General features: G+C 63.9%; 17 protein-coding genes. 13 read left to right on the top strand and 4 right to left on the bottom strand.

The window, feature by feature from the left end; translation table 11 throughout:
- The first annotated feature begins 75 nt into the window (after nucleotides 1-75).
- From V1293_RS14475 to V1293_RS14510, 8 genes are all read left to right on the top strand, one after another.
- On the top strand, nucleotides 76-1,740 hold the full coding sequence (locus V1293_RS14475; RefSeq protein WP_442894348.1) for a bifunctional metallophosphatase/5'-nucleotidase: 1,665 nt from the start codon (nucleotides 76-78) through the stop codon (nucleotides 1,738-1,740).
- Nucleotides 1,741-1,999: 259 nt separating this feature from the next.
- Nucleotides 2,000-2,926: a histone deacetylase family protein gene (locus V1293_RS14480; protein ID WP_334510557.1), complete on the top strand. Its 927-nt coding sequence runs from the start codon at nucleotides 2,000-2,002 to the stop codon at nucleotides 2,924-2,926.
- Nucleotides 2,927-3,057: 131 nt separating this feature from the next.
- Nucleotides 3,058-3,309 carry an exodeoxyribonuclease VII small subunit gene (locus V1293_RS14485; RefSeq protein WP_334510558.1) on the top strand — a complete coding sequence of 84 codons (252 nt, stop codon included), beginning with the start codon at nucleotides 3,058-3,060 and terminating at the stop codon, nucleotides 3,307-3,309.
- 117 nt (nucleotides 3,310-3,426) lie between these two features.
- Nucleotides 3,427-4,725: a hypothetical protein gene (locus V1293_RS14490; RefSeq protein WP_334510559.1), complete on the top strand. Its 1,299-nt coding sequence runs from the start codon at nucleotides 3,427-3,429 to the stop codon at nucleotides 4,723-4,725.
- Nucleotides 4,726-5,054: 329 nt separating this feature from the next.
- On the top strand, nucleotides 5,055-7,001 hold the full coding sequence (gene dxs / locus V1293_RS14495; protein WP_334510560.1) for a 1-deoxy-D-xylulose-5-phosphate synthase: 1,947 nt from the start codon (nucleotides 5,055-5,057) through the stop codon (nucleotides 6,999-7,001).
- Nucleotides 7,002-7,101: 100 nt separating this feature from the next.
- A complete protein-coding gene (locus tag V1293_RS14500) occupies nucleotides 7,102-7,665 on the top strand; it encodes a nucleoside 2-deoxyribosyltransferase (protein WP_334510561.1) in 564 nt (187 codons plus the stop codon).
- 2 nt (nucleotides 7,666-7,667) lie between these two features.
- A complete protein-coding gene (locus V1293_RS14505) occupies nucleotides 7,668-8,423 on the top strand; it encodes a TlyA family RNA methyltransferase (protein ID WP_334510562.1) in 756 nt (251 codons plus the stop codon).
- The gene (locus tag V1293_RS14510) at nucleotides 8,416-9,663 is read left to right on the top strand and encodes a class I SAM-dependent RNA methyltransferase (protein WP_334510563.1); all 1,248 of its coding nucleotides are present in this window, start codon (nucleotides 8,416-8,418) and stop codon (nucleotides 9,661-9,663) included. The genes V1293_RS14505 and V1293_RS14510 overlap by 8 nt, the downstream gene beginning before the upstream one ends.
- Nucleotides 9,664-9,703: 40 nt before the next feature.
- On the opposite strand, the gene V1293_RS14515 is transcribed toward V1293_RS14510, so the two are convergent.
- A complete protein-coding gene (locus V1293_RS14515) occupies nucleotides 9,704-10,576 on the bottom strand; it encodes a DUF1194 domain-containing protein (RefSeq protein ID WP_334510564.1) in 873 nt (290 codons plus the stop codon).
- Between the two features lie 68 nt (nucleotides 10,577-10,644).
- Between V1293_RS14515 and V1293_RS14520 the strand changes: the two genes are divergently transcribed.
- Both V1293_RS14520 and clpS read left to right on the top strand, forming a co-directional pair.
- The gene (locus tag V1293_RS14520) at nucleotides 10,645-10,845 is read left to right on the top strand and encodes a hypothetical protein (protein ID WP_334510565.1); all 201 of its coding nucleotides are present in this window, start codon (nucleotides 10,645-10,647) and stop codon (nucleotides 10,843-10,845) included.
- A gap of 44 nt (nucleotides 10,846-10,889) precedes the next feature.
- Complete coding sequence (gene clpS / locus V1293_RS14525; protein ID WP_057855122.1) at nucleotides 10,890-11,195, top strand: ATP-dependent Clp protease adapter ClpS; 306 nt, start codon at nucleotides 10,890-10,892, stop codon at nucleotides 11,193-11,195.
- Between the two features lie 17 nt (nucleotides 11,196-11,212).
- Here clpS and V1293_RS14530 read toward each other — a convergent pair whose 3' ends face one another.
- Nucleotides 11,213-12,397: an adenylate/guanylate cyclase domain-containing protein gene (locus tag V1293_RS14530; protein ID WP_334510566.1), complete on the bottom strand. Its 1,185-nt coding sequence runs from the start codon at nucleotides 12,395-12,397 to the stop codon at nucleotides 11,213-11,215.
- 115 nt (nucleotides 12,398-12,512) lie between these two features.
- On the opposite strand from V1293_RS14530, the gene V1293_RS14535 reads away from it, so the two are divergent.
- Nucleotides 12,513-14,207: a GMC family oxidoreductase gene (locus V1293_RS14535; RefSeq protein ID WP_334510568.1), complete on the top strand. Its 1,695-nt coding sequence runs from the start codon at nucleotides 12,513-12,515 to the stop codon at nucleotides 14,205-14,207.
- A gap of 14 nt (nucleotides 14,208-14,221) precedes the next feature.
- On the opposite strand, the gene aroC is transcribed toward V1293_RS14535, so the two are convergent.
- Together aroC and V1293_RS14545 are read right to left on the bottom strand one after the other, a co-directional pair.
- Complete coding sequence (gene aroC, locus V1293_RS14540; RefSeq protein WP_334510569.1) at nucleotides 14,222-15,310, bottom strand: chorismate synthase; 1,089 nt, start codon at nucleotides 15,308-15,310, stop codon at nucleotides 14,222-14,224.
- 192 nt (nucleotides 15,311-15,502) lie between these two features.
- On the bottom strand, nucleotides 15,503-16,102 hold the full coding sequence (locus tag V1293_RS14545; RefSeq protein WP_334510570.1) for a histidine phosphatase family protein: 600 nt from the start codon (nucleotides 16,100-16,102) through the stop codon (nucleotides 15,503-15,505).
- A 237-nt stretch (nucleotides 16,103-16,339) separates the two neighbouring features.
- Here V1293_RS14545 and V1293_RS14550 point away from each other — a divergent pair, with 237 nt between their 5' ends.
- Nucleotides 16,340-16,828 (top strand): RNA polymerase sigma factor, encoded by a 489-nt coding sequence (locus tag V1293_RS14550; protein ID WP_214486412.1) that lies wholly within the window; start codon nucleotides 16,340-16,342, stop codon nucleotides 16,826-16,828.
- Between the two features lie 64 nt (nucleotides 16,829-16,892).
- Nucleotides 16,893-17,666: an anti-sigma factor family protein gene (locus V1293_RS14555; protein ID WP_334510572.1), complete on the top strand. Its 774-nt coding sequence runs from the start codon at nucleotides 16,893-16,895 to the stop codon at nucleotides 17,664-17,666.
- Nucleotides 17,667-17,797 lie beyond the last annotated feature (131 nt).

A 17,797-nucleotide genomic window follows, 5' to 3' on the forward strand; every position in this document is an offset into this window, starting at 1 on the left:
TTCGATTGTGTGTTGGTGGGCACGCTACGCTTTGCCCATCTACGGAGTCCAGCCTTGACCCCACATATCCGTGCCATGAGAACTCTCTTCCATCCTATCCTTGCATTGGCGATTCTGATGACGCCGGCCGCGTCATCGCGCGCGCAAACTCCCGCCCCGATCGACCTGCGCATTCTCGCGATCAACGATTTTCACGGCTACCTGCGCCCGCCGCCGGGCGGGATCACGATTGCCGATCCCGAGGACAGGACGAAGAAGATCACCGTTCCGGCCGGCGGCGCCGAACATATGGCGACGCTGGTGGGCCAGCTTCGCGAGGGACACAGGAACGCGATCTTCGTCGCAGCCGGCGATTTGATCGGCGCCAGCCCCTTTCTGTCCGCCATGTTCCATGACGAGCCGACGATCGAAGCGCTGTCGATGATGGGGCTGGATATCTCCTCGGTCGGCAACCACGAATTCGACGAGGGCAAGGACGAACTCTTGCGCATGCAGAATGGCGGCTGCCACCCGGTCGACCAATGCCAGGGGCCGCATCCGTTTGCGGGCGCGAAATTCCGCTATCTCGCCGCCAGCACGTTCGAGAGGAGCAGCGGCAAGACCGTGTTTCCTCCTTACGAAATCCGTAGCTTCGACGGCATTCCAGTCGCCTTCATCGGCCTGACCTTAAAGGGCACCCCGGGCCTCGTCTCGCCGGTTGGCATTGCTAACCTCGAATTCCGCGACGAAGCCGAGACGGTGAATACGCTGATCCCGGAACTGAAGGTGCGCGGCGTCGAGGCCATCGTCGTGCTGATCCATGAAGGCGGATTGCCGACCGGCGACTACAATGAATGCCCCGGCATTTCGGGACCGATCGTCGACATCGTCAAAAAATTCGATCACGCGGTCGATGTCGTGGTCACCGGCCACACCCACCGCGCCTATGTCTGCGACATCGACGGGCGGCTCGTCACGTCAGGCGACAAATACGGCACGCTCGTCACTGCGATCGATCTCAAGCTTGATCCGACGACGCGCGATGTCGTCAGCGCCAAGGCCGACAACAACATCGTTCGATCAGCGACACTCGCGAAGAACGCCGAGCAAACCGCGCTGATCGAATCCTACGACAGGCAGGCGGCGCCGATCGGGAGCCGCCCGGCGGGTTCGGTGACATCAACGCTGTCGCGCGTGCCCAACAATGCCGGCGAGAGCCCGCTCGGCGACATCATCGCCGATGCGCAACTCGCCGCGACCAGCGTCGAGGAAAAAGGCGGCGCGGTCATCGCCTTCACCAATCCCGGCGGCGTGCGCGCCGACGTAACACGCCGGGAGGACGGCGCGGTGACCTATGCCGACCTGTTCGCCAGCCAGCCGTTCCGCAATCAACTGGTGACCATCACGCTGACCGGAAAACAGATCAAGGACATGCTGGAGCAGCAATGGCTCGACCCGAAGCGGCCAAGGATCCTGCAGGTCTCCAAGGGCTTCAGCTATACATGGGACGGATCGAAGCCGGACGGCGAGCGCGTACTGCCTGAGCGGATGTCGCTGAACGGGCAACCGCTCGATCCCGCCGCGAGCTATCGCGTCACCGTCAACAACTTCCTGTTCGTCGGCGGCGACGGTTTCACCGTGCTCACCCGGGGAACCGCGCCGCAGACCGGCATCTACGACGTCGACGCGCTGAACAGCTATTTTCTGGCCAACAGCCCGGTCGGCCCGACCGCCGCCGATCGCATCATCAGGATAAATTAGCCGCGACGCGCGCGGGGCGGGGTTCCCCGGATGCTGCGCAGCACGAAGTGGTGCGCTGCTGATCCGGGGTCCACACATTTACGCAGTGGGTCCCGGCTCTGCGGTGCATCGTCAAGCGACGCTGCACCGCGTCCGGGACACGGAAACTGGAAGAAAAAAGCCGCCATCTTGAGCCAGGCGCTAGGCCTTTCCGAGCGGCCCCTAACCGCCTAGATTAGCCGATCCGTTGCCGGCGCGCGCCTAAACGCCAGGATTTTGCATGACGCTCCTTCTGACGCATACCGCCTGTCTCGACCATGTCACGCCTCCGGGCCATCCCGAACGTCCCGACCGGCTGCGCGCGGTCGCCGAAGTGCTGGGAGAAGAACGCTTCAAGCCGCTGACGCGCAGCGAGGCGCCGGAAGGCAATCTCGATTCCGTCACGCTGTGCCATGGCGAGCATTATGTCGGCGAGCTCCGGCACATCGCCCCGCAGAGCGGCATGATCTATATCGACGGCGACACCTCGATGTCGCCGGGCACCTGGGAAGCTGTGATGCGCGGCGTCGGCGGCGCAGTGGCGGCGACCGACGCTGTGATGTCCGGCGCCCAGGCCAATGCGTTCGTCGCGGTGCGCCCGCCCGGTCATCATGCCGAGGTCTCGAAGCCGATGGGCTTCTGCTTCTTCGACAATGTCGCCATTGCCGCGCGTCACGCCCAGCGCAAATACGGCATCGGCCGCGCCGCGATCGTCGATTTCGATGTCCATCACGGCAACGGCACGCAGGACATCTTCTGGCACGATCCGACCGTGATGTATTGCTCGACGCATCAGATGCCACTGTTTCCCGGCACCGGCGCCAGCGGCGAGCGCGGCGAGCACGACACCATCGTCAATGCGCCGCTGGCTTCCGAAGACGGCAGCGCAAAATTCCGCTCAGCGTTCGAAAACCTGATCCTGCCGCAATTGCAGAAATTCTCGCCGGAACTGATCATCATCTCCGCCGGCTTCGACGCGCATTACCGCGATCCGCTGGCCTCGCTCAATCTCAAGGCGGATGATTTCGGCTGGGTCACGCACAAGCTGATGGACCAGGCAGACGCAAGCGCAGGTGGCCGCCTTGTGTCGGTGCTGGAGGGCGGCTACGACCTGCAGGGGCTGAAAGAGTCGGTTGCCGCGCACGTCACCGCATTGATGGGCGCATAAATCCCCGCCACAATAGCCCCGCAAAAACCTTTGTTTTGACGCGTTTTCTTCACGCGAACCGGTACCCACTTCGCTTGAAAACGCTATAGTTTTGATTCTGCGCTCTTAGGGGGCGCATTCGGGAACTCGATATGGCCGAAAATACCCAAGTAGACGTCAAAAAACTCTCCTTCGAGCGCGCGATGGAAGAGCTCGAATCGATCGTGAAGCGGCTGGAGGACGGCAAGGTGCCGCTCGAGGAATCAGTCGCGATCTATGAGCGCGGCGAGGCGCTGAAGCGCCGCTGCGAGGAATTGCTGCGGCAGGCCGAGGCCCGCGTCGACAAGATTACCACCGATGCCAACGGCCAGGTCACCGGGACCGAGCCGCTCGACGTGCAGTGATCCCGGACGGCCGAATATCGACCCGCCAGTCCAGCATGGCAGCCGATTTAGTCGCCGATTTAGTTCTTGGCGCCCTGCCCAGCCTGTTATAGTCGGCCATTACCCCGGGGACAGTACGTGCGCGTCCAGCACCGCCATATCATCTATATTCAGGGCTACGATCCGCGCGGGCTGGCCCAATATTATCGCATGTTCCGGACCGAACTGCGCAAGTTCAGCCGGCTTTACCAGCTCCAGGCCACCATCAGCCGGCCCAAGGTCGCGGCCGACGACGAGATCGCGTCCTGGACCATCGATACCAAGGCAGAGGACTGGCAGACCCGCACGGCCTACGATTTCCTCCGGTTCGAGGATTTCATCCAGCAGGATCTGGCGTCGCCGATCTGGCGCACGGTCTTCAGCGCGGTGTGGATCTACTGGCGGCTGGTCTTCGCCGGCACCATCGCCCGCTTCGGCAAGGCGAACTGGCGTTTCGCGACTTTCATCACCTATCCGCACTTGATGCTGTTGCTGGAAGCCGCGTGCGCCGGAGCCATCGCCTTTGTCTTCGAAAAGGGACTGAACGCGCTTGGCATTCCCGACATTTTCAGCATCGCCATCGCGACCGCCCTGTTCGTCGCCCTGCTCGGCACCGTGCTGAAATACACCGAGAACGCCACCTACGTGCTCTATCTGCTGTGCGACACGATCTGGACCTGGGAGTTCTCGCGTCGCGAACGCACCGAATGGGACCAGCGCATCGACCGCTTCGCGCAGCATCTGGTCAAGACAGCCAAAAGCACCGACGCCGAAGAAATCGTCATCGTCGGCCACAGTTCCGGATCGTTCCTGTCGACGGAAATGCTGGCGCGCGCGCTGAAGCTCGATCCCGCGCTCGGCCGCCACGGTCCGCGGATCGTGCTGCTGACGATCGGCGGCAATTTCCCGATCGTCGGCTATCACGCCGTGTCGAGACAGTTCCGCGACCATCTGCGGATGCTGGCAGTCGAACCCTCGATCGACTGGATCGACTGCCAGGCTCGCAAGGACGTGATGAATTTCTACCAGTTCGATCCGATCACGAGCCATGGCATCGACGTCGGCGCCGCCAAGCGCAATCCGAAGATCGTGCCGGTTCGCTTCCGTGACATCATCCGGCCCGAGCACTACGAAAAATTTCGCTGGCAGTTCTTCCGCGTGCATTTCCAGTTCGTGATGGCCAACGAACTGCCCAACGCCTACGACTTCTTCATGATCGTCTGCGGACCGATCCCCCTCAGTGAGCGCATGGCCGCCCCCGACGCCGCGCTTGATGTCGCCACCGGCGATTCCGGGGTGCGCGACCGCGCCTGGAAAAGGATCGAAGCGGCCACGATGGCGGCCACAAGTGCCGCCGATTTGAGCAAACTGGAACCATCCGCCCGCCGCAGCGGTTGAAAAATCGAGATTTTTGGTTACCTGCCCCAGGAACCAATCCCGCTCGGCGGGTTGGCTTTGGCGACTGCTTTGGTGTAAAGCTTGGAGTTCTATGGGCTGAAGCGAGCAGCCTGCCGCGGATTTCCGAGGGCAGTAAGCGCTTCAAATAGCTAAAGAAACTTACCGGGAAGGGTTAAGAAGCTACCAACGTGATGCATATCACATGGTTTAGGCCGGAGTGCATCTAGGCTCTCAAATCAGGTGCCGGCCTGTCGAGGTGGCAGGTGGGTCTGGATTTTCACGGCGCGGTTAACGCGCTTCCCGTCTCGCGTCAGGCTTTTCGCCCTGACATGCAAAATTGGAATAACGCTGTGACCACATTTAGTAAAACGCCGCTTCTCGATACCATCCGAACGCCCGACGACCTTCGCAAGCTCAAGATCGAGCAGGTGCGGCAGGTCGCCGACGAACTCCGCCAGGAAACCATCGACGCCGTGTCGGTGACCGGCGGCCACTTCGGCGCCGGCCTCGGCGTCGTGGAACTGACCACCGCGATCCATTACACCTTCGATACGCCGCGCGACCGCCTGATCTGGGACGTCGGCCACCAGGCCTACCCGCACAAGATCCTGACCGGCCGCCGCGACCGCATCCGCACGCTGCGCACCGCCGGCGGCCTGTCCGGCTTCACCAAGCGCACCGAGAGCGACTACGATCCGTTCGGCGCCGCGCACTCCTCGACCTCGATTTCGGCCGGCCTCGGCATGGCGGTGGCGCGCGACCTCTCCGGTGGCAAGAACAACGTCATCGCCGTGATCGGCGACGGCTCGATGTCCGCCGGCATGGCCTATGAGGCGATGAACAATGCGGGCGCGATGAACTCGCGCCTGATCGTGATCCTCAACGACAACGACATGTCGATTGCTCCGCCGGTCGGCGCGATGAGCGCCTATCTGTCCCGCCTCTACTCCGGCAAGACCTACCGCTCGCTGCGCGAGGCGGCCAAGCAGATCAACAAGCGTCTGCCCAAGATCCTGGCCAACCGCGCCAACCGCGTCGAGGAATATTCCCGCGGCTTCATGATGGACGGCGGCACGCTGTTCGAGGAACTCGGCTTCTATTACGTCGGCCCGATCGACGGCCACAACCTCGACCATCTGCTCCCCGTTCTGAAGAACGTCCGCGACATGGAAACCGGCCCGATCCTGGTTCACGTCGTGACGCAGAAGGGCAAGGGCTACGGCCCGGCGGAAGCTTCCGCCGACAAGTATCACGCAGTGGTCAAGTTCGACGTCGCCACCGGCGCCCAGGCCAAAGCCAAACCGAATGCGCCGGCCTACCAGAACGTGTTCGGCCAGAGCCTCGTCAAGGAAGCGGAGAAGGACGACAAGATCGTCGCCATCACCGCCGCGATGCCGTCCGGCACCGGTGTCGACATCTTCAACAAGTCCTTCCCCAACCGCACCTTCGACGTCGGCATCGCCGAGCAGCATGCGGTGACGTTCGCGGCCGGCCTCGCCACCGAAGGCTACAAGCCGTTCTGCGCGATCTACTCGACCTTCCTGCAGCGCGGCTACGACCAGGTGGTCCATGACGTCGCGATCCAGAGCCTGCCGGTTCGTTTTGCGATCGACCGCGCCGGCCTGGTCGGCGCCGACGGCGCGACCCATGCAGGTTCCTTCGACTGCGCCTATCTCGGCTGCCTGCCGAACTTCGTCATCATGGCCGCCTCCGACGAGGCCGAACTGGTGCACATGGTCGCCACGCAGGTTGCGATCAACGACCGCCCGAGCGCGGTGCGCTATCCGCGCGGCGAAGGCCGCGGCGTGGAAATGCCGGAGTTCGGCGTTCCCCTCGAAATCGGCAAGGGCCGCATCGTCCGCCAGGGCAACAAGATCGCCCTACTCTCGTTCGGCACGCGCATGGCCGAATGCGAAAAGGCTGCCGACGAACTCGCCGCCCACGGCCTCTCCACCACCATCGCCGACGCGCGCTTCATGAAGCCGCTCGACGTCGATCTGGTGCTGAAGCTGGCGCGCGACCACGAGGTGCTGCTCACCATCGAGGAAGGCGCGATCGGCGGCTTCGGCTCGCACGTGATGCAGACGCTGGCCGAAAACGGCATGCTCGATGGCGGCTTGAGGATGCGGGCGATGATCCTGCCCGACGAGTTCATCGACCACGATTCACCGAACGCGATGTATGCCCATGCCGGCCTCGACGCCAAGGGCATCGTCGCCAAGGTGTTCGACGCGCTCGGCAAGGACTACAAGACCGAGACGGTCAAGCTCGCCTGAGGCGCTAGCCCCTTCGGTTCTGGCTTGATCAGAACCGAAGGCCTTGCAGAACCGAAGGCCCCGCAGAACCGAATATCTGGTTCTTTCGCCGGTAAATCCCATGAATATCTATCTGGCAGGTCCCGATGTGTTCCTGCCGGATGCCATCGAGATTGGGCGCCGCAAGGCCGCGATTTGCGCCCGGCATGGCGTGAGCGGGCTCTATCCGCTCGACAATGCGGTCGATCTTTCGGCCGCCGATGTTTCGCTTGCGATCTTCCGGGGCAACGAGGCCATGATGGACGCGGCGGATGCGATCATTGCCAACCTTACGCCGTTTCGTGGCCCCAGTGCCGACGCCGGCACCGTCTATGAACTCGGCTATATGGCCGGGCGCGGCAAGCTCTGCTTCGCCTACAGCAACGATCCCGCTGACTATGCCGAGCGGGTTGCGCGATCCTTTGCGGTCACGAAAGCCAGTGGCGGCCATCTGATCGACGATGACGGACTGACCGTCGAGGATTTCGGACTGCCCGATAATCTCATGATGATCCACACGCTCGATCTGCATGGTGCTAGACTGGTGACGCCGCGGCAGCGGCCTCTGGATATCTGGCACGATCTGACCTCGTTCGAGACCTGCGTTCGTCTGGCGGCGGATCGCGCCAACGGCAAATCGGGCTGACCTTGGCAAAGACCAGCAACAGCGAAACCTCTCCCCGCAAGCGCGTGGACGTGCTCCTGGTCGAGCGCGGCCTGTTCGAAAGCCGCGCCCGCGCCCGCGCCGCGATCGACGCCGGCGGCGTAACCGCCGACGGCAGGCCCGTGTTGAAAGCGTCGGACATGATCGCCGTCAATGCCGAATTGTCCGCGCAGCCGGCGCACCCCTATGTCTCGCGCGGCGGCGTCAAGCTCGCAGGCGCCCTGGAGCTGTATCCGATCGAGATCGAGGGCCATGTCTGCCTCGACGTCGGCGCCTCCACCGGCGGCTTCACCGAGGTGCTGCTGCAAAACGGCGCGAGCCTTGTCTTCGCCATCGATGTCGGGCACGGCCAGTTGCATCCCTCGCTGCGCAACCATCCCCGTATCGTGTCGATGGAAGAAACCGATATCCGCAAGTTCGAGGGCAAGCGGCTGCCGGCACGGCCCGATATCGTCGTCATCGACGTCAGCTTCATTTCATTGAAGGCGGTGCTGCCGGTGGCGCTGGAACTCGCCGCCGCGCCGATGCATCTGCTGGCGCTGATCAAGCCGCAATTCGAGGCGGAGCGGAAACATTCCAAGCACGGCATCATCCGCAACGCGATGGTGCATCAGGAAATCTGCGACGATATCTCGGCATTCGCCGCCTCGCTCGGCTGCACCGATATCCAGGTGTTTCCCTCGCCGATCACCGGCGGCGACGGCAATATCGAATTCTTCATGGGCGCGCGCCGTGGCTGACGGCGAGCGCCTCGTCATCGACCATGTCGGCCATCAGGGCGATGGCGTCGCTATCGCAGGCGGCGGCAACATCTATGTGCCGTACACGCTGGGCGGCGAAACAATCGAGGTCGCAGCCGTTCCCGGCCATCATCCCGACCGCCGGCGATTGCTCAAGATCGAGGCTGCCAGCGTGGAGCGGATCGCGCCGTTCTGTCCGCATTTCGGCGTCTGCGGCGGCTGCGCGATCCAGCACTGGGACGCCACGCCCTATCGTGCCTGGAAGCGCGAGCTCGTGGTGACGGCGCTGGCGCAGGCGGGAATCGATTGCGACGTCGCGCCTTTGGTCGATGCCCATGGCGCGGGTCGCCGGCGCATCACCCTGCACGGCCGAATCGGAACCCACGACGTGCTCAAGGTCGGCTATGCGGCGGCTGGGGCGCACGACATCATTCCGATCGACCGCTGCCCGATCCTCGACCCGCATCTGAACGGCGCGATCGAGGTGGCCTGGGCGATCGCCGAGCCGCTGATCTCTATGGGCAAGCCGCTCGACATCCAGGTCACGGCGACCAATAGCGGGTTAGATGTCGATGTGCGCGGCTCCGGCCCCCTGTCGACCGCCACGATAACAAGGCTGTCGCGCATCGCCGAACAGCATCGGCTGGCGCGGCTGACGCGCCACGGCGAGCTGGTCTTGATGCGAACGCCGCCCGTGATTTCGATCGGCGCCGCGCAGGTGGCGTTGCCGCCCGGCTCGTTCCTGCAGGCAACGGTGGCGGGCGAAGAGGCGCTGGCGGCGCTGGTATCCGACCATTGCAAACGCGGCAAACATATTGCCGACCTCTTCTGCGGCGTCGGCCCCTTCGCGCTGCGGCTGGCGGCGAAGTCGCGGGTAACCGCCTTCGACAGCGACGCCGGCGCGGTCGCAGCGCTGCAGAAGGCCGCGACATCCACCTCAGGACTGAAGCCGATCAAGGCGGAAGCGCGCGATCTATTCCGCCGCCCGCTGATGCCGCAGGAATTGCGCGATTACGACACGGTCGTGTTCGATCCCCCAAGGCAGGGCGCGCAGGCGCAGGTGACGCAACTTGCGGCCAGCAAGATTCCGACGGTGGTTGCGGTATCGTGCAACGTCACGACGTTCGCGCGCGACGCGAAGATTTTGATCGACGGCGGTTACAGGATCGATGGCGTTACGCCGGTCGACCAGTTCCGCCACACGCCGCATGTGGAATTGGTGGCAAGGTTCAGGCGGTAAGCGCCTTGTCTTCACCCTCCCCTGGAGGGGTAAGAACGAGCTACCTTCCCCACCTGTCCTGCCAGATCTTTTCACCGATCATGCAGTTGACGCGCGGCTCCCTGCCGGCGGCGGGCACGACCGGGCGTTCGGGGGTGCGGCCGGCGATCTCGAGCAGCAGCTTGGTGCGGATCGCTTCCTTGAACTTGTCGCGGTCCTTGATCGTGACGACGAAGGAGCCGGGGCCGCCGATGACGCAATCCTCGTAATAGAGATCGAGATTGTCGATATCCATGGTGGAGTAGGACGGCTCCTTCACCATGATCGGCAGGCCGTTGATGACGATGCCCTTTTCCACCGCGGCATCGCGGGCGATGGCGACAGGCGCGCCGTTGTTGTTCGGGCCATCGCCGGAAATATCGATCACCCGCCGCAGGCCGCGGTGCGGGTTCTCGTCGAACAGCGGCATCGCGAAGTTGATCGCACCCGAGATCGAGGTGCGCGACGCCCGGCGGATCGGGGTCTTGAGGATCTCATTGGCGACGGCATCGGCCGTCTCCGGCCCGTCGATGACGCGCCACGGGATGATAATCTTCTGGTCGGTAGATGCCGCCCATTCGAAATAGGTGACCGAGATCCTGCCGTTCGGGCCGCTCTTCAGCGCCTGCAGGAATTCCTTGGAGACGATCGCCTGCGCATAGCCCTCCCGCTGCAGCGCGAGTTCATCCATGTCCATCGAATAGGAGACGTCGACGGCAAGCACGAGTTCGACGTCGACGGTCGGATTGGCTTCCTTGTCGGCCAGTTGACGGCTGGCGGCGGTCGGCTGCTGGCCCGGCCGGTTCGCAGGGTTCGGCGCGGCAAAACCCGCCACATCGCCGCCGGCGAGTACGCCCGCGACAAGCACGACCCCGATCGAGACATACCAGCGCATTGCGGCCCTCCCGTCGAACGACCGTGATGGTGACATGCAAAACGGCCGGCGCAAAGCGCTGAAATCATTTGTCCTTCACGTTCGGGTTAGAGGCCGCCAAAGCCGCGGAACTCGACGAACCCGGGGCGATGAAAGCGCTAATCGGGCTGAAACTCTCGGCAAGCGCCCGGTTTCAGGACCGGCCCGGAGCCTGTAAACTGATCGAGGCGGCCGCCAGCCGCGGCGATCAGACCATGGCGCAGCGTCTGGCGGACTGCCGCGCCAACTGAGCGCGCGCCCGTCAAAAATTTGTTCGCCTCGGGACTTCATTGGAATGGCCGATACCACCGTCACGCCAAAAACCAAGGTCAAGACCAAGACCGAGCGGCCGCGCCTGCACAAGGTCATCCTGATCAATGACGACTACACGCCGCGCGAATTCGTCGTCACGGTGCTGAAGGCCGAATTCCGCATGACCGAGGATCAGGCGCACAAGGTGATGATCACGGCGCATCGCCGCGGCGTCTGCGTCGTCGCCGTGTTCACCAAGGACGTCGCCGAGACCAAGGCGACCCGCGCCACCGACGCCGGCCGCGCCAAGGGTTATCCGCTGCTGTTCACGACCGAGCCGGAAGAGTAGCAGTTCGCACGCGCCGATTAGGCCGCCGATTTTTCGTCTACCAGGCCGTAGACGCGTGCGGCTTTCGAGAAACCGGCGACTGGGAACTCGCCGAGATCGCTCCAGCCTCCCCGGCAGATTCCGGCAAACCCCTCCGACGCCACGACCGTGCGGCCGAGCTGGCTGGCGATCTTTTCCAGCCGCGCCGCCAGATTTACCGCCGGTCCAATGCAGGTGAAGTCGAGCCGATTGCCGCCGCCGATATTGCCGTAGAGAATTCGTCCGACATGCAGGGCGACACCGAAGCGAAACCGTTCGACGGCGTCGCCGATCGGATACTGCAAGTCGGCGACGCTGGCGCGGGATTCGTGGGCGGCTTCGAGGACGTTCGAGCAAACCTGCTGCTCGTCGCCGACATATTCATCGATCGGGAAAACCGCGAGCAGGCCGTCGCCCATATATTTCAGGACTTCGCCGCCATGATTCCGGATCGCGGCAACCTGGCAATCGAAGTAATTATTCAGGACGTCGACCACAGTTTCCGCCGGCACGCGATCGGACAACGAAGTGAAGCCGCGCAGGTCGGACAGCCATATCGCGGCATTCATGGTCTCGGTGTGACCGCGCCTGATCTGGCCGCCAAGGATGCGCTCGCCGGCGCGGTTGCCGACATAAGTATCGAGCAGGCTCGCCGCCATGCGGCGCCAGTTGATGATCTCGATGACCCGCGATAGCGGCGTGATCAGCCCATGCAGGGCCGCCATCTGTTCGTCGGTGAAACCACCGGGCTGCTTGGTGGTCCAGCTCGAGGCGTGCACCGAGCCATCGGTAAAAAACAGTGGCAACGCGATATAATCCGTGATGCCTTCGGCGCGCAGCTCATCGACGATCGGAAAGCGATTGCTCTGCCTATCGTCCGCACGGGCTCGAACTTCCAGCCCTTGCTGGAACACGATGTACAGCGGGCTGGAGTGGAAATCCGGCGAGTCCAGAATCTTGTATTCGACCGCGCCGACCTCGACCTCGGCGCCCGGCTTCCAGATGAAACTGCGCCCGTAGATCTCGGGGTGCAGGGTTCGAACGAAAACGCCAACACGCCAGAGCGGCAGGCCAGCCGCGACCATCCGTTCGCAGCACTCGGCCATAAACCGGCTCGGGCTGGTCGCCGACCTGCCGCCGTCAATCAGCCAGTCGATCAGCTTCTGCACTTCTGTGATATTCATGGCGCCGGTATTTGCCGCGCAACTGCAGCGCGCGTCAAGCGGCTCCCACGACAGCCGGCGTGACGCGACGACGGAGCTGCGCTAGCTTTACGGTGCGACCAGAGGAAACGTCACAGTGTACGACACCATCATCGTCGGCGGGGGATCAGCGGGCTCGGTCATGGCCCACAGGCTCTCGGCCAGGAGCGCCAACAAAGTCCTGCTATGCGAAGCGGGCCAGGACACGCCGCCCGGCAACGAGCCGCCCGAGATTCGCGACAGTTATTCGGGGCTGGCCTATTTCGATCCGCGCTTCCACTGGACCGAACTCAAGGTCACGACCCAAATCGTCAGCCACAACAACCCCGATGAGAGCCGCCCGCCGTTGCGCAAGTATGAACAAGCGCGCGTGCTGGGTGGCGGATCCTCCATCAACGGCCAGATGGCCAACCGCGGCGCGCCGACCGATTACGCGGAGTGGGAGGCCCGCGGTGCCACGGGCTGGAACTGGAACGACGTGCTGCCCTACTTCAAGAAGGTCGAGCGCGATCTCGATTTCGACGGGCCATTCCACGGTAACGACGGCCGTATCCCCGTCCGCCGCATTCCGCACCAGCATTGGACCGGGCACTCGCAAGCCATGGGTGAGGCCTGCAAGCTCGCCGGCTACGCGTTCCTGCCCGACCAGAACGGCGAGTTCACGGACGGCTACTTCCCGGTGACGCACTCCAATCAGGATGAGCAACGCGTCTCGGCCGCGATGGGCTATCTCGATCGCGAAACACGCAAGCGCGCCAACCTGACGATCTCGACCAACACAGAGGTCAAGGAGCTGCTGTTCGAGGGCACGCAATGCGTCGGCGTGAAGGCGCTGGTTAATGGCCGCGAACAGCAGTTCCGCGGTCGCGAGGTCATCCTTTCCTGCGGAGCGATCCATTCGCCGGCGCATCTGTTGCGCGCCGGCATCGGACCGGTCGGGCATCTGAAGGAGATGGGCATTCCGGTCCTGATGGGCCTCGCGGGCGTCGGCCAGGGTCTGATGGACCATCCCTCGATCGCGCTGTCATCTTTTGTCCGCCGTGGCGCACGCATGAACGCGCACACCCGACGCCACATCCAGATGGGGCTGCGCTACTCCTCAGGCCTTCCGGGCACGCCGGCCGGCGACATGTTCGTCGCCGTCCTCACCAAATCGGCCTGGCATTCGGTCGGCGAGCAGATCGCCTCGCTGCTCACCTTCGTCAACAAGACCTACTCGGAGACCGGTCAGGTCAAACTCGCCTCGCGCGACCCGCGGAAAGAGCCGATTGTCGAGTTCAACCTGCTGTCCGACAAACGCGATCTCGACCGCCTGATGAGCGGCTTTCGCAAGATGGCGGCGCTGCAGATGAGTGCGCCGCTCAAGGCCGTCACCGACAAGCCATTCCCGGCCTCGTATTCCGACCGCGTGCGCAAGATTGGCGTGGTCAACACAAAGAACAAGGTGCTCACCGCCATTGCCGCCGTCCTGATGGACGGGCCGGCGCCGCTGCGCCACGCCATGATCGACAACTTCATCGTCGAAGGTTTTACGTTCGAGCAGGTCATGCGCGACGACGAGGCGCTCGAAGCCTTCGTGCGCAAGGCGGCGATCGGCGTGTGGCATGCCTCCTGCTCATGCCGGATGGGCCGGGCGGACGATCCGATGGCGGTTGTCGACACCCAAGGCCGGGTCAAGGGCGTGCAGGGATTGCGCGTGGTCGACGCTTCGATCTTCCCGGTGGTGCCATGCGCCAACACCAATTTCCCGGTCCTGATGACGGCGGAAAAGATCGCAGACGCCATGCAGTGAGGGAGGCCGGGCCCCTACCCGCCGACCTGCCCGCGATGGCGCAGGAAGTGATCGGCCAGCACGCAGGCCATCATGGCCTCGCCCACGGGTACGGCGCGGATGCCGACGCAGGGGTCGTGGCGGCCCTTGGTCATGATGTCGGTATCGGCGCCGGCGCGATCTACCGTCTTGCGCGGCGACAGGATCGACGAGGTCGGCTTCACCGCAAAACGCACCACCACCGGCTGGCCGGTCGAGATGCCGCCGAGCACGCCGCCGGCATTGTTGGACAAAAACCGCGTGCCGTCATTGCCGGTGCGCATCTCGTCGGCGTTTTCCTCGCCCGACAATTCGGCGGCGCCAAAGCCGGCGCCGATCTCGACGCCCTTCACGGCGTTGATGCTCATCATCGCGGCCGCCAGCTCGCCGTCGAGCTTGGCATAGATCGGCGCGCCCCATCCGGCCGGCACGCCTTCGGCCACCACTTCGATGACGGCGCCGATCGAGGAGCCGCTCTTGCGGATGCCGTCGAGATACGTCTCGAAGAACGCCGCGCTGTTCTTGTCCGGGCAGAAGAACGGATTGCGCGCGATCTCGTCCCAATCCCATTTGTCGCGGTCGATCCTGTGCGGCCCCATCTGCACCAGCGCGCCGCGCACCTTCACGTCGGGGAGAATTCTTCGCGCGATGGCGCCGGCCGCGACGCGGGTAGCGGTCTCGCGCGCCGACGACCGCCCGCCGCCGCGATAATCGCGCAGGCCGTATTTGGCCTCATAGGTGAAGTCGGCGTGGCCGGGGCGAAACTTGTCCTTGATCTCGGAATAGTCCTTGGAGCGCTGATCGGTGTTCTCGATCAGAAGCGCGATCGGCGTGCCCGTCGTCACCTGCACGCCGGTCTCGGGATGCGCCATCACGCCGGACAGGATCTTTACCGCATCCGGCTCCTGGCGCTGGGTGGTGAAGCGCGATTGTCCCGGACGGCGGCGGTCGAGATCGTGCTGGATGTCCTCATTGGTCAGCGGGATCAGCGGCGGGCAGCCATCGACCACGCAGCCGATCGCGATCCCGTGGCTTTCGCCGAAGGTCGTGACCCGGAACAGATGGCCGAAGGTGTTGTGGGACATTTGCGCTGTTTGCTCGCCAAAGTAAGTCAATTCTGACTTGTCGTAACGCGCGCAGTCTAAGGGGTCAAATGACCTTTCAGCCGTCATGGCCGGGCTTGTCCCGGCCATCCACGTCTTGCGTCCTAAACCCAAAGAAAGAACGTGGATGCCCGGGCCAAGCCCGGGCATGACGGCTGAGGACGTGCCCTGCCCTTAACTATATTTCCGCAAACCGCCGTCGCGGAACACATAGACCGCGCCCTGCTCGATCAGAAGGTCGGCGGCGCTCTTCGGCGTTTCGATGCCCAGCGCCACCATCAGCGCCCGCGCGGTGCCGCCATGGGCCACGGCGACGGTGTCGCCCTTCACGGAATCGTACCAGTCGCGCATCCGCTCCTGCACTTCCGCGTAGGTTTCGCCGCCTTCCGGCGCCATCGTCCATTTCGCCGTCAGCCGCCTGGCATAGAGCACGGGGTCGGCGGCCTGCATCTCGGCCAGCGTCGAACCTTCCCAGACGCCGTAGCCGATCTCTCGCAGGCGGTCGTCGAGCGCGTAGTCTTCCGGCGGAAGTTTCAGGGCGCCGCGCACCAATTCCATCGTCGCCCGCGCCCGGCCAAGCGGACTTGCGACGAAGGGCAGCGCGCAACTGTCGCGGCCATCGCGCGCCAACAGCTCGGCGAGGACATTCCCGGCATGCTCAGCCTGCCTGCGGCCGAGATCGTTCAGCGCAATGTCCTGCGTGCCCTGCAGCCTGCCTTCAGCGTTCCACGACGTCTCGCCATGGCGGATGTAGTAGATCACGGGCGCAGGCATCGGACTATCAGGCTATTCCTTCGCTACCGAATTGGAGAGCGAGATGTCGGGCGCGTCGGGGCGCTTCATGCCGGCGACGTGCCTGGAGGTACACCAGCACTCCAGCGCGGTCGAGCCCAAATCGCCTCTCGGATTAACGCTGTTTGTGACGCGGCTCAATGGCTGGAATAGACACGTCAATTGGGTGTTATGCTGGGTAAGGCGTTCGCGCCTCATGACTCTTGCAATCTGGTACTGATGAGCGCGTTTCGCCAAAGTGTCGAGGCCATGATTCCGGCGCTCCGCCGCTATGCACGCGCGCTCGCGCGCGATGCCGACATCGCCGACGATCTGGTGCAGGACACGCTGGTGCGCGCGTTGCGTTCGGAACGGCTGTTTCTCGGCGGCGACGTCAGGAGCTGGCTCTATACGATCCTGACCAATTTGAACAAGAACCGGCGGCGGTCGCTGGCGCGACGTCCGCAATTCATGCCGCTGCTCGACAACAACCCCGACGCCAGCGGCACCGAGGCGGAGGGCCGCGATATCGCCCGCGCGCTGGCAAGTCTGGTGGAAGAGCAGCGCTCGGTGCTGCTCTTGGTGATGCTGGAAGGACTGAGCTACCGCGAGGTCGCCGACATCCAGGGCGTGCCGATCGGCACCGTAATGTCCCGGCTTGCCCGCGCCCGCGCGCATGTCAAAGCTTCGCTCGAGGGCGAGCGTACGGCGCTGCGGCGGGTGAAATGATGAAAGCATGACGTACAGGCGGATCAGAGAATAGACGCAGGATCAGGAAGAGACAGAGACGACAATGACCGATCGCAACATTCCCGTCACCGAAGACGAGCTGCATGCTTACGTCGACAACGAGCTGCCGGCGGAACGCCGCGGCGATGTCGAGGCGTGGCTCGCCTCGCATCCCGACGATGCCGCGCGGGTGCAGTCGTGGCGCGCGATGGCGGAGGCGCTGCATGCCAGGTACGATTCGGTTATCGACGAAGCCGTGCCGAAGCGGCTCGAGATCGAGCGGCTGGTGCAACAGCCGCGCAAATGGGTCTACGGCGCGATCGCGGCCACGCTGGCGGCGTTCATCATAGGCGGCAGCGCCGGCTGGCTCGCGCGCGGCGTGGCCGCAGCGCCTTCCGCTTTCCAAAATCTGACGGTTCACGCGATTGAAGCACACCGGCTCTACGTGGTGGAGGTGCGGCATCCCGTCGAGGTGCCGGGCAGCGAACGCAGCCATCTGCAGCAATGGCTGACCAAGCGCTGTGGCTGGGTCGTCCGCGCGCCCGAACTGGCTGGCGCCGGATTGAAGCTCGTTGGCGGGCGGCTATTGCCGGGTTCTGCGGGTCCGGCATCCTTCATGATGTATGAGAGTGCCTCGGGCGAACGTTTTACGATCTACACCGCGAAATCGGACGCCGAGGCGACGCAGATGCGATACGCGGCGGAAGGCAAGGAAAGCACGCTGTTCTGGGCCGATGACGGCGTCGTCTATGCCGTGGTGTCCACCGGCGCCGACCGGGGGCGGCTGACCCAGATCGCCCAAGCCGTCTACGATCAGATGGAGAAAAAGGGCGGCTAGAGCGTTTTCCAGCGAAAGCCTGCCCCGGACTTGATCCGGGGTGGAGACCGGTTCGCGTCAAGAAAACGCGTCAAAATAAAAATCTAGCGCCCATTCCGATTGCATCGGAACGGGGTCCAGGCGACTTCAGA

This window comes from Bradyrhizobium sp. AZCC 1693 (assembly GCF_036924745.1).
In the GTDB taxonomy this organism is placed as follows: domain Bacteria; phylum Pseudomonadota; class Alphaproteobacteria; order Rhizobiales; family Xanthobacteraceae; genus Bradyrhizobium.

Bases quoted from the DNA above. Each gene is read 5' to 3' on its own strand.
- V1293_RS14550 (WP_214486412.1), top strand. From the start codon at position 16,340: ATGAGCGCGTTTCGCCAAAGTGTCGAGGCCATGATTCCGGCGCTCCGC.
- dxs (WP_334510560.1), top strand. From the start codon at position 5,055: ATGCAAAATTGGAATAACGCTGTGACCACATTTAGTAAAACGCCGCTT.
- V1293_RS14500 (WP_334510561.1), top strand. From the start codon at position 7,102: ATGAATATCTATCTGGCAGGTCCCGATGTGTTCCTGCCGGATGCCATC.
- V1293_RS14485 (WP_334510558.1), top strand. From the start codon at position 3,058: ATGGCCGAAAATACCCAAGTAGACGTCAAAAAACTCTCCTTCGAGCGC.
- aroC (WP_334510569.1), bottom strand. From the start codon at position 15,310: ATGTCCCACAACACCTTCGGCCATCTGTTCCGGGTCACGACCTTCGGC.
- V1293_RS14530 (WP_334510566.1), bottom strand. From the start codon at position 12,397: ATGAATATCACAGAAGTGCAGAAGCTGATCGACTGGCTGATTGACGGC.
- V1293_RS14475 (WP_442894348.1), top strand. From the start codon at position 76: ATGAGAACTCTCTTCCATCCTATCCTTGCATTGGCGATTCTGATGACG.
- V1293_RS14480 (WP_334510557.1), top strand. From the start codon at position 2,000: ATGACGCTCCTTCTGACGCATACCGCCTGTCTCGACCATGTCACGCCT.
- V1293_RS14545 (WP_334510570.1), bottom strand. From the start codon at position 16,102: ATGCCTGCGCCCGTGATCTACTACATCCGCCATGGCGAGACGTCGTGG.
- V1293_RS14555 (WP_334510572.1), top strand. From the start codon at position 16,893: ATGACCGATCGCAACATTCCCGTCACCGAAGACGAGCTGCATGCTTAC.
- V1293_RS14515 (WP_334510564.1), bottom strand. From the start codon at position 10,576: ATGCGCTGGTATGTCTCGATCGGGGTCGTGCTTGTCGCGGGCGTACTC.
- clpS (WP_057855122.1), top strand. From the start codon at position 10,890: ATGGCCGATACCACCGTCACGCCAAAAACCAAGGTCAAGACCAAGACC.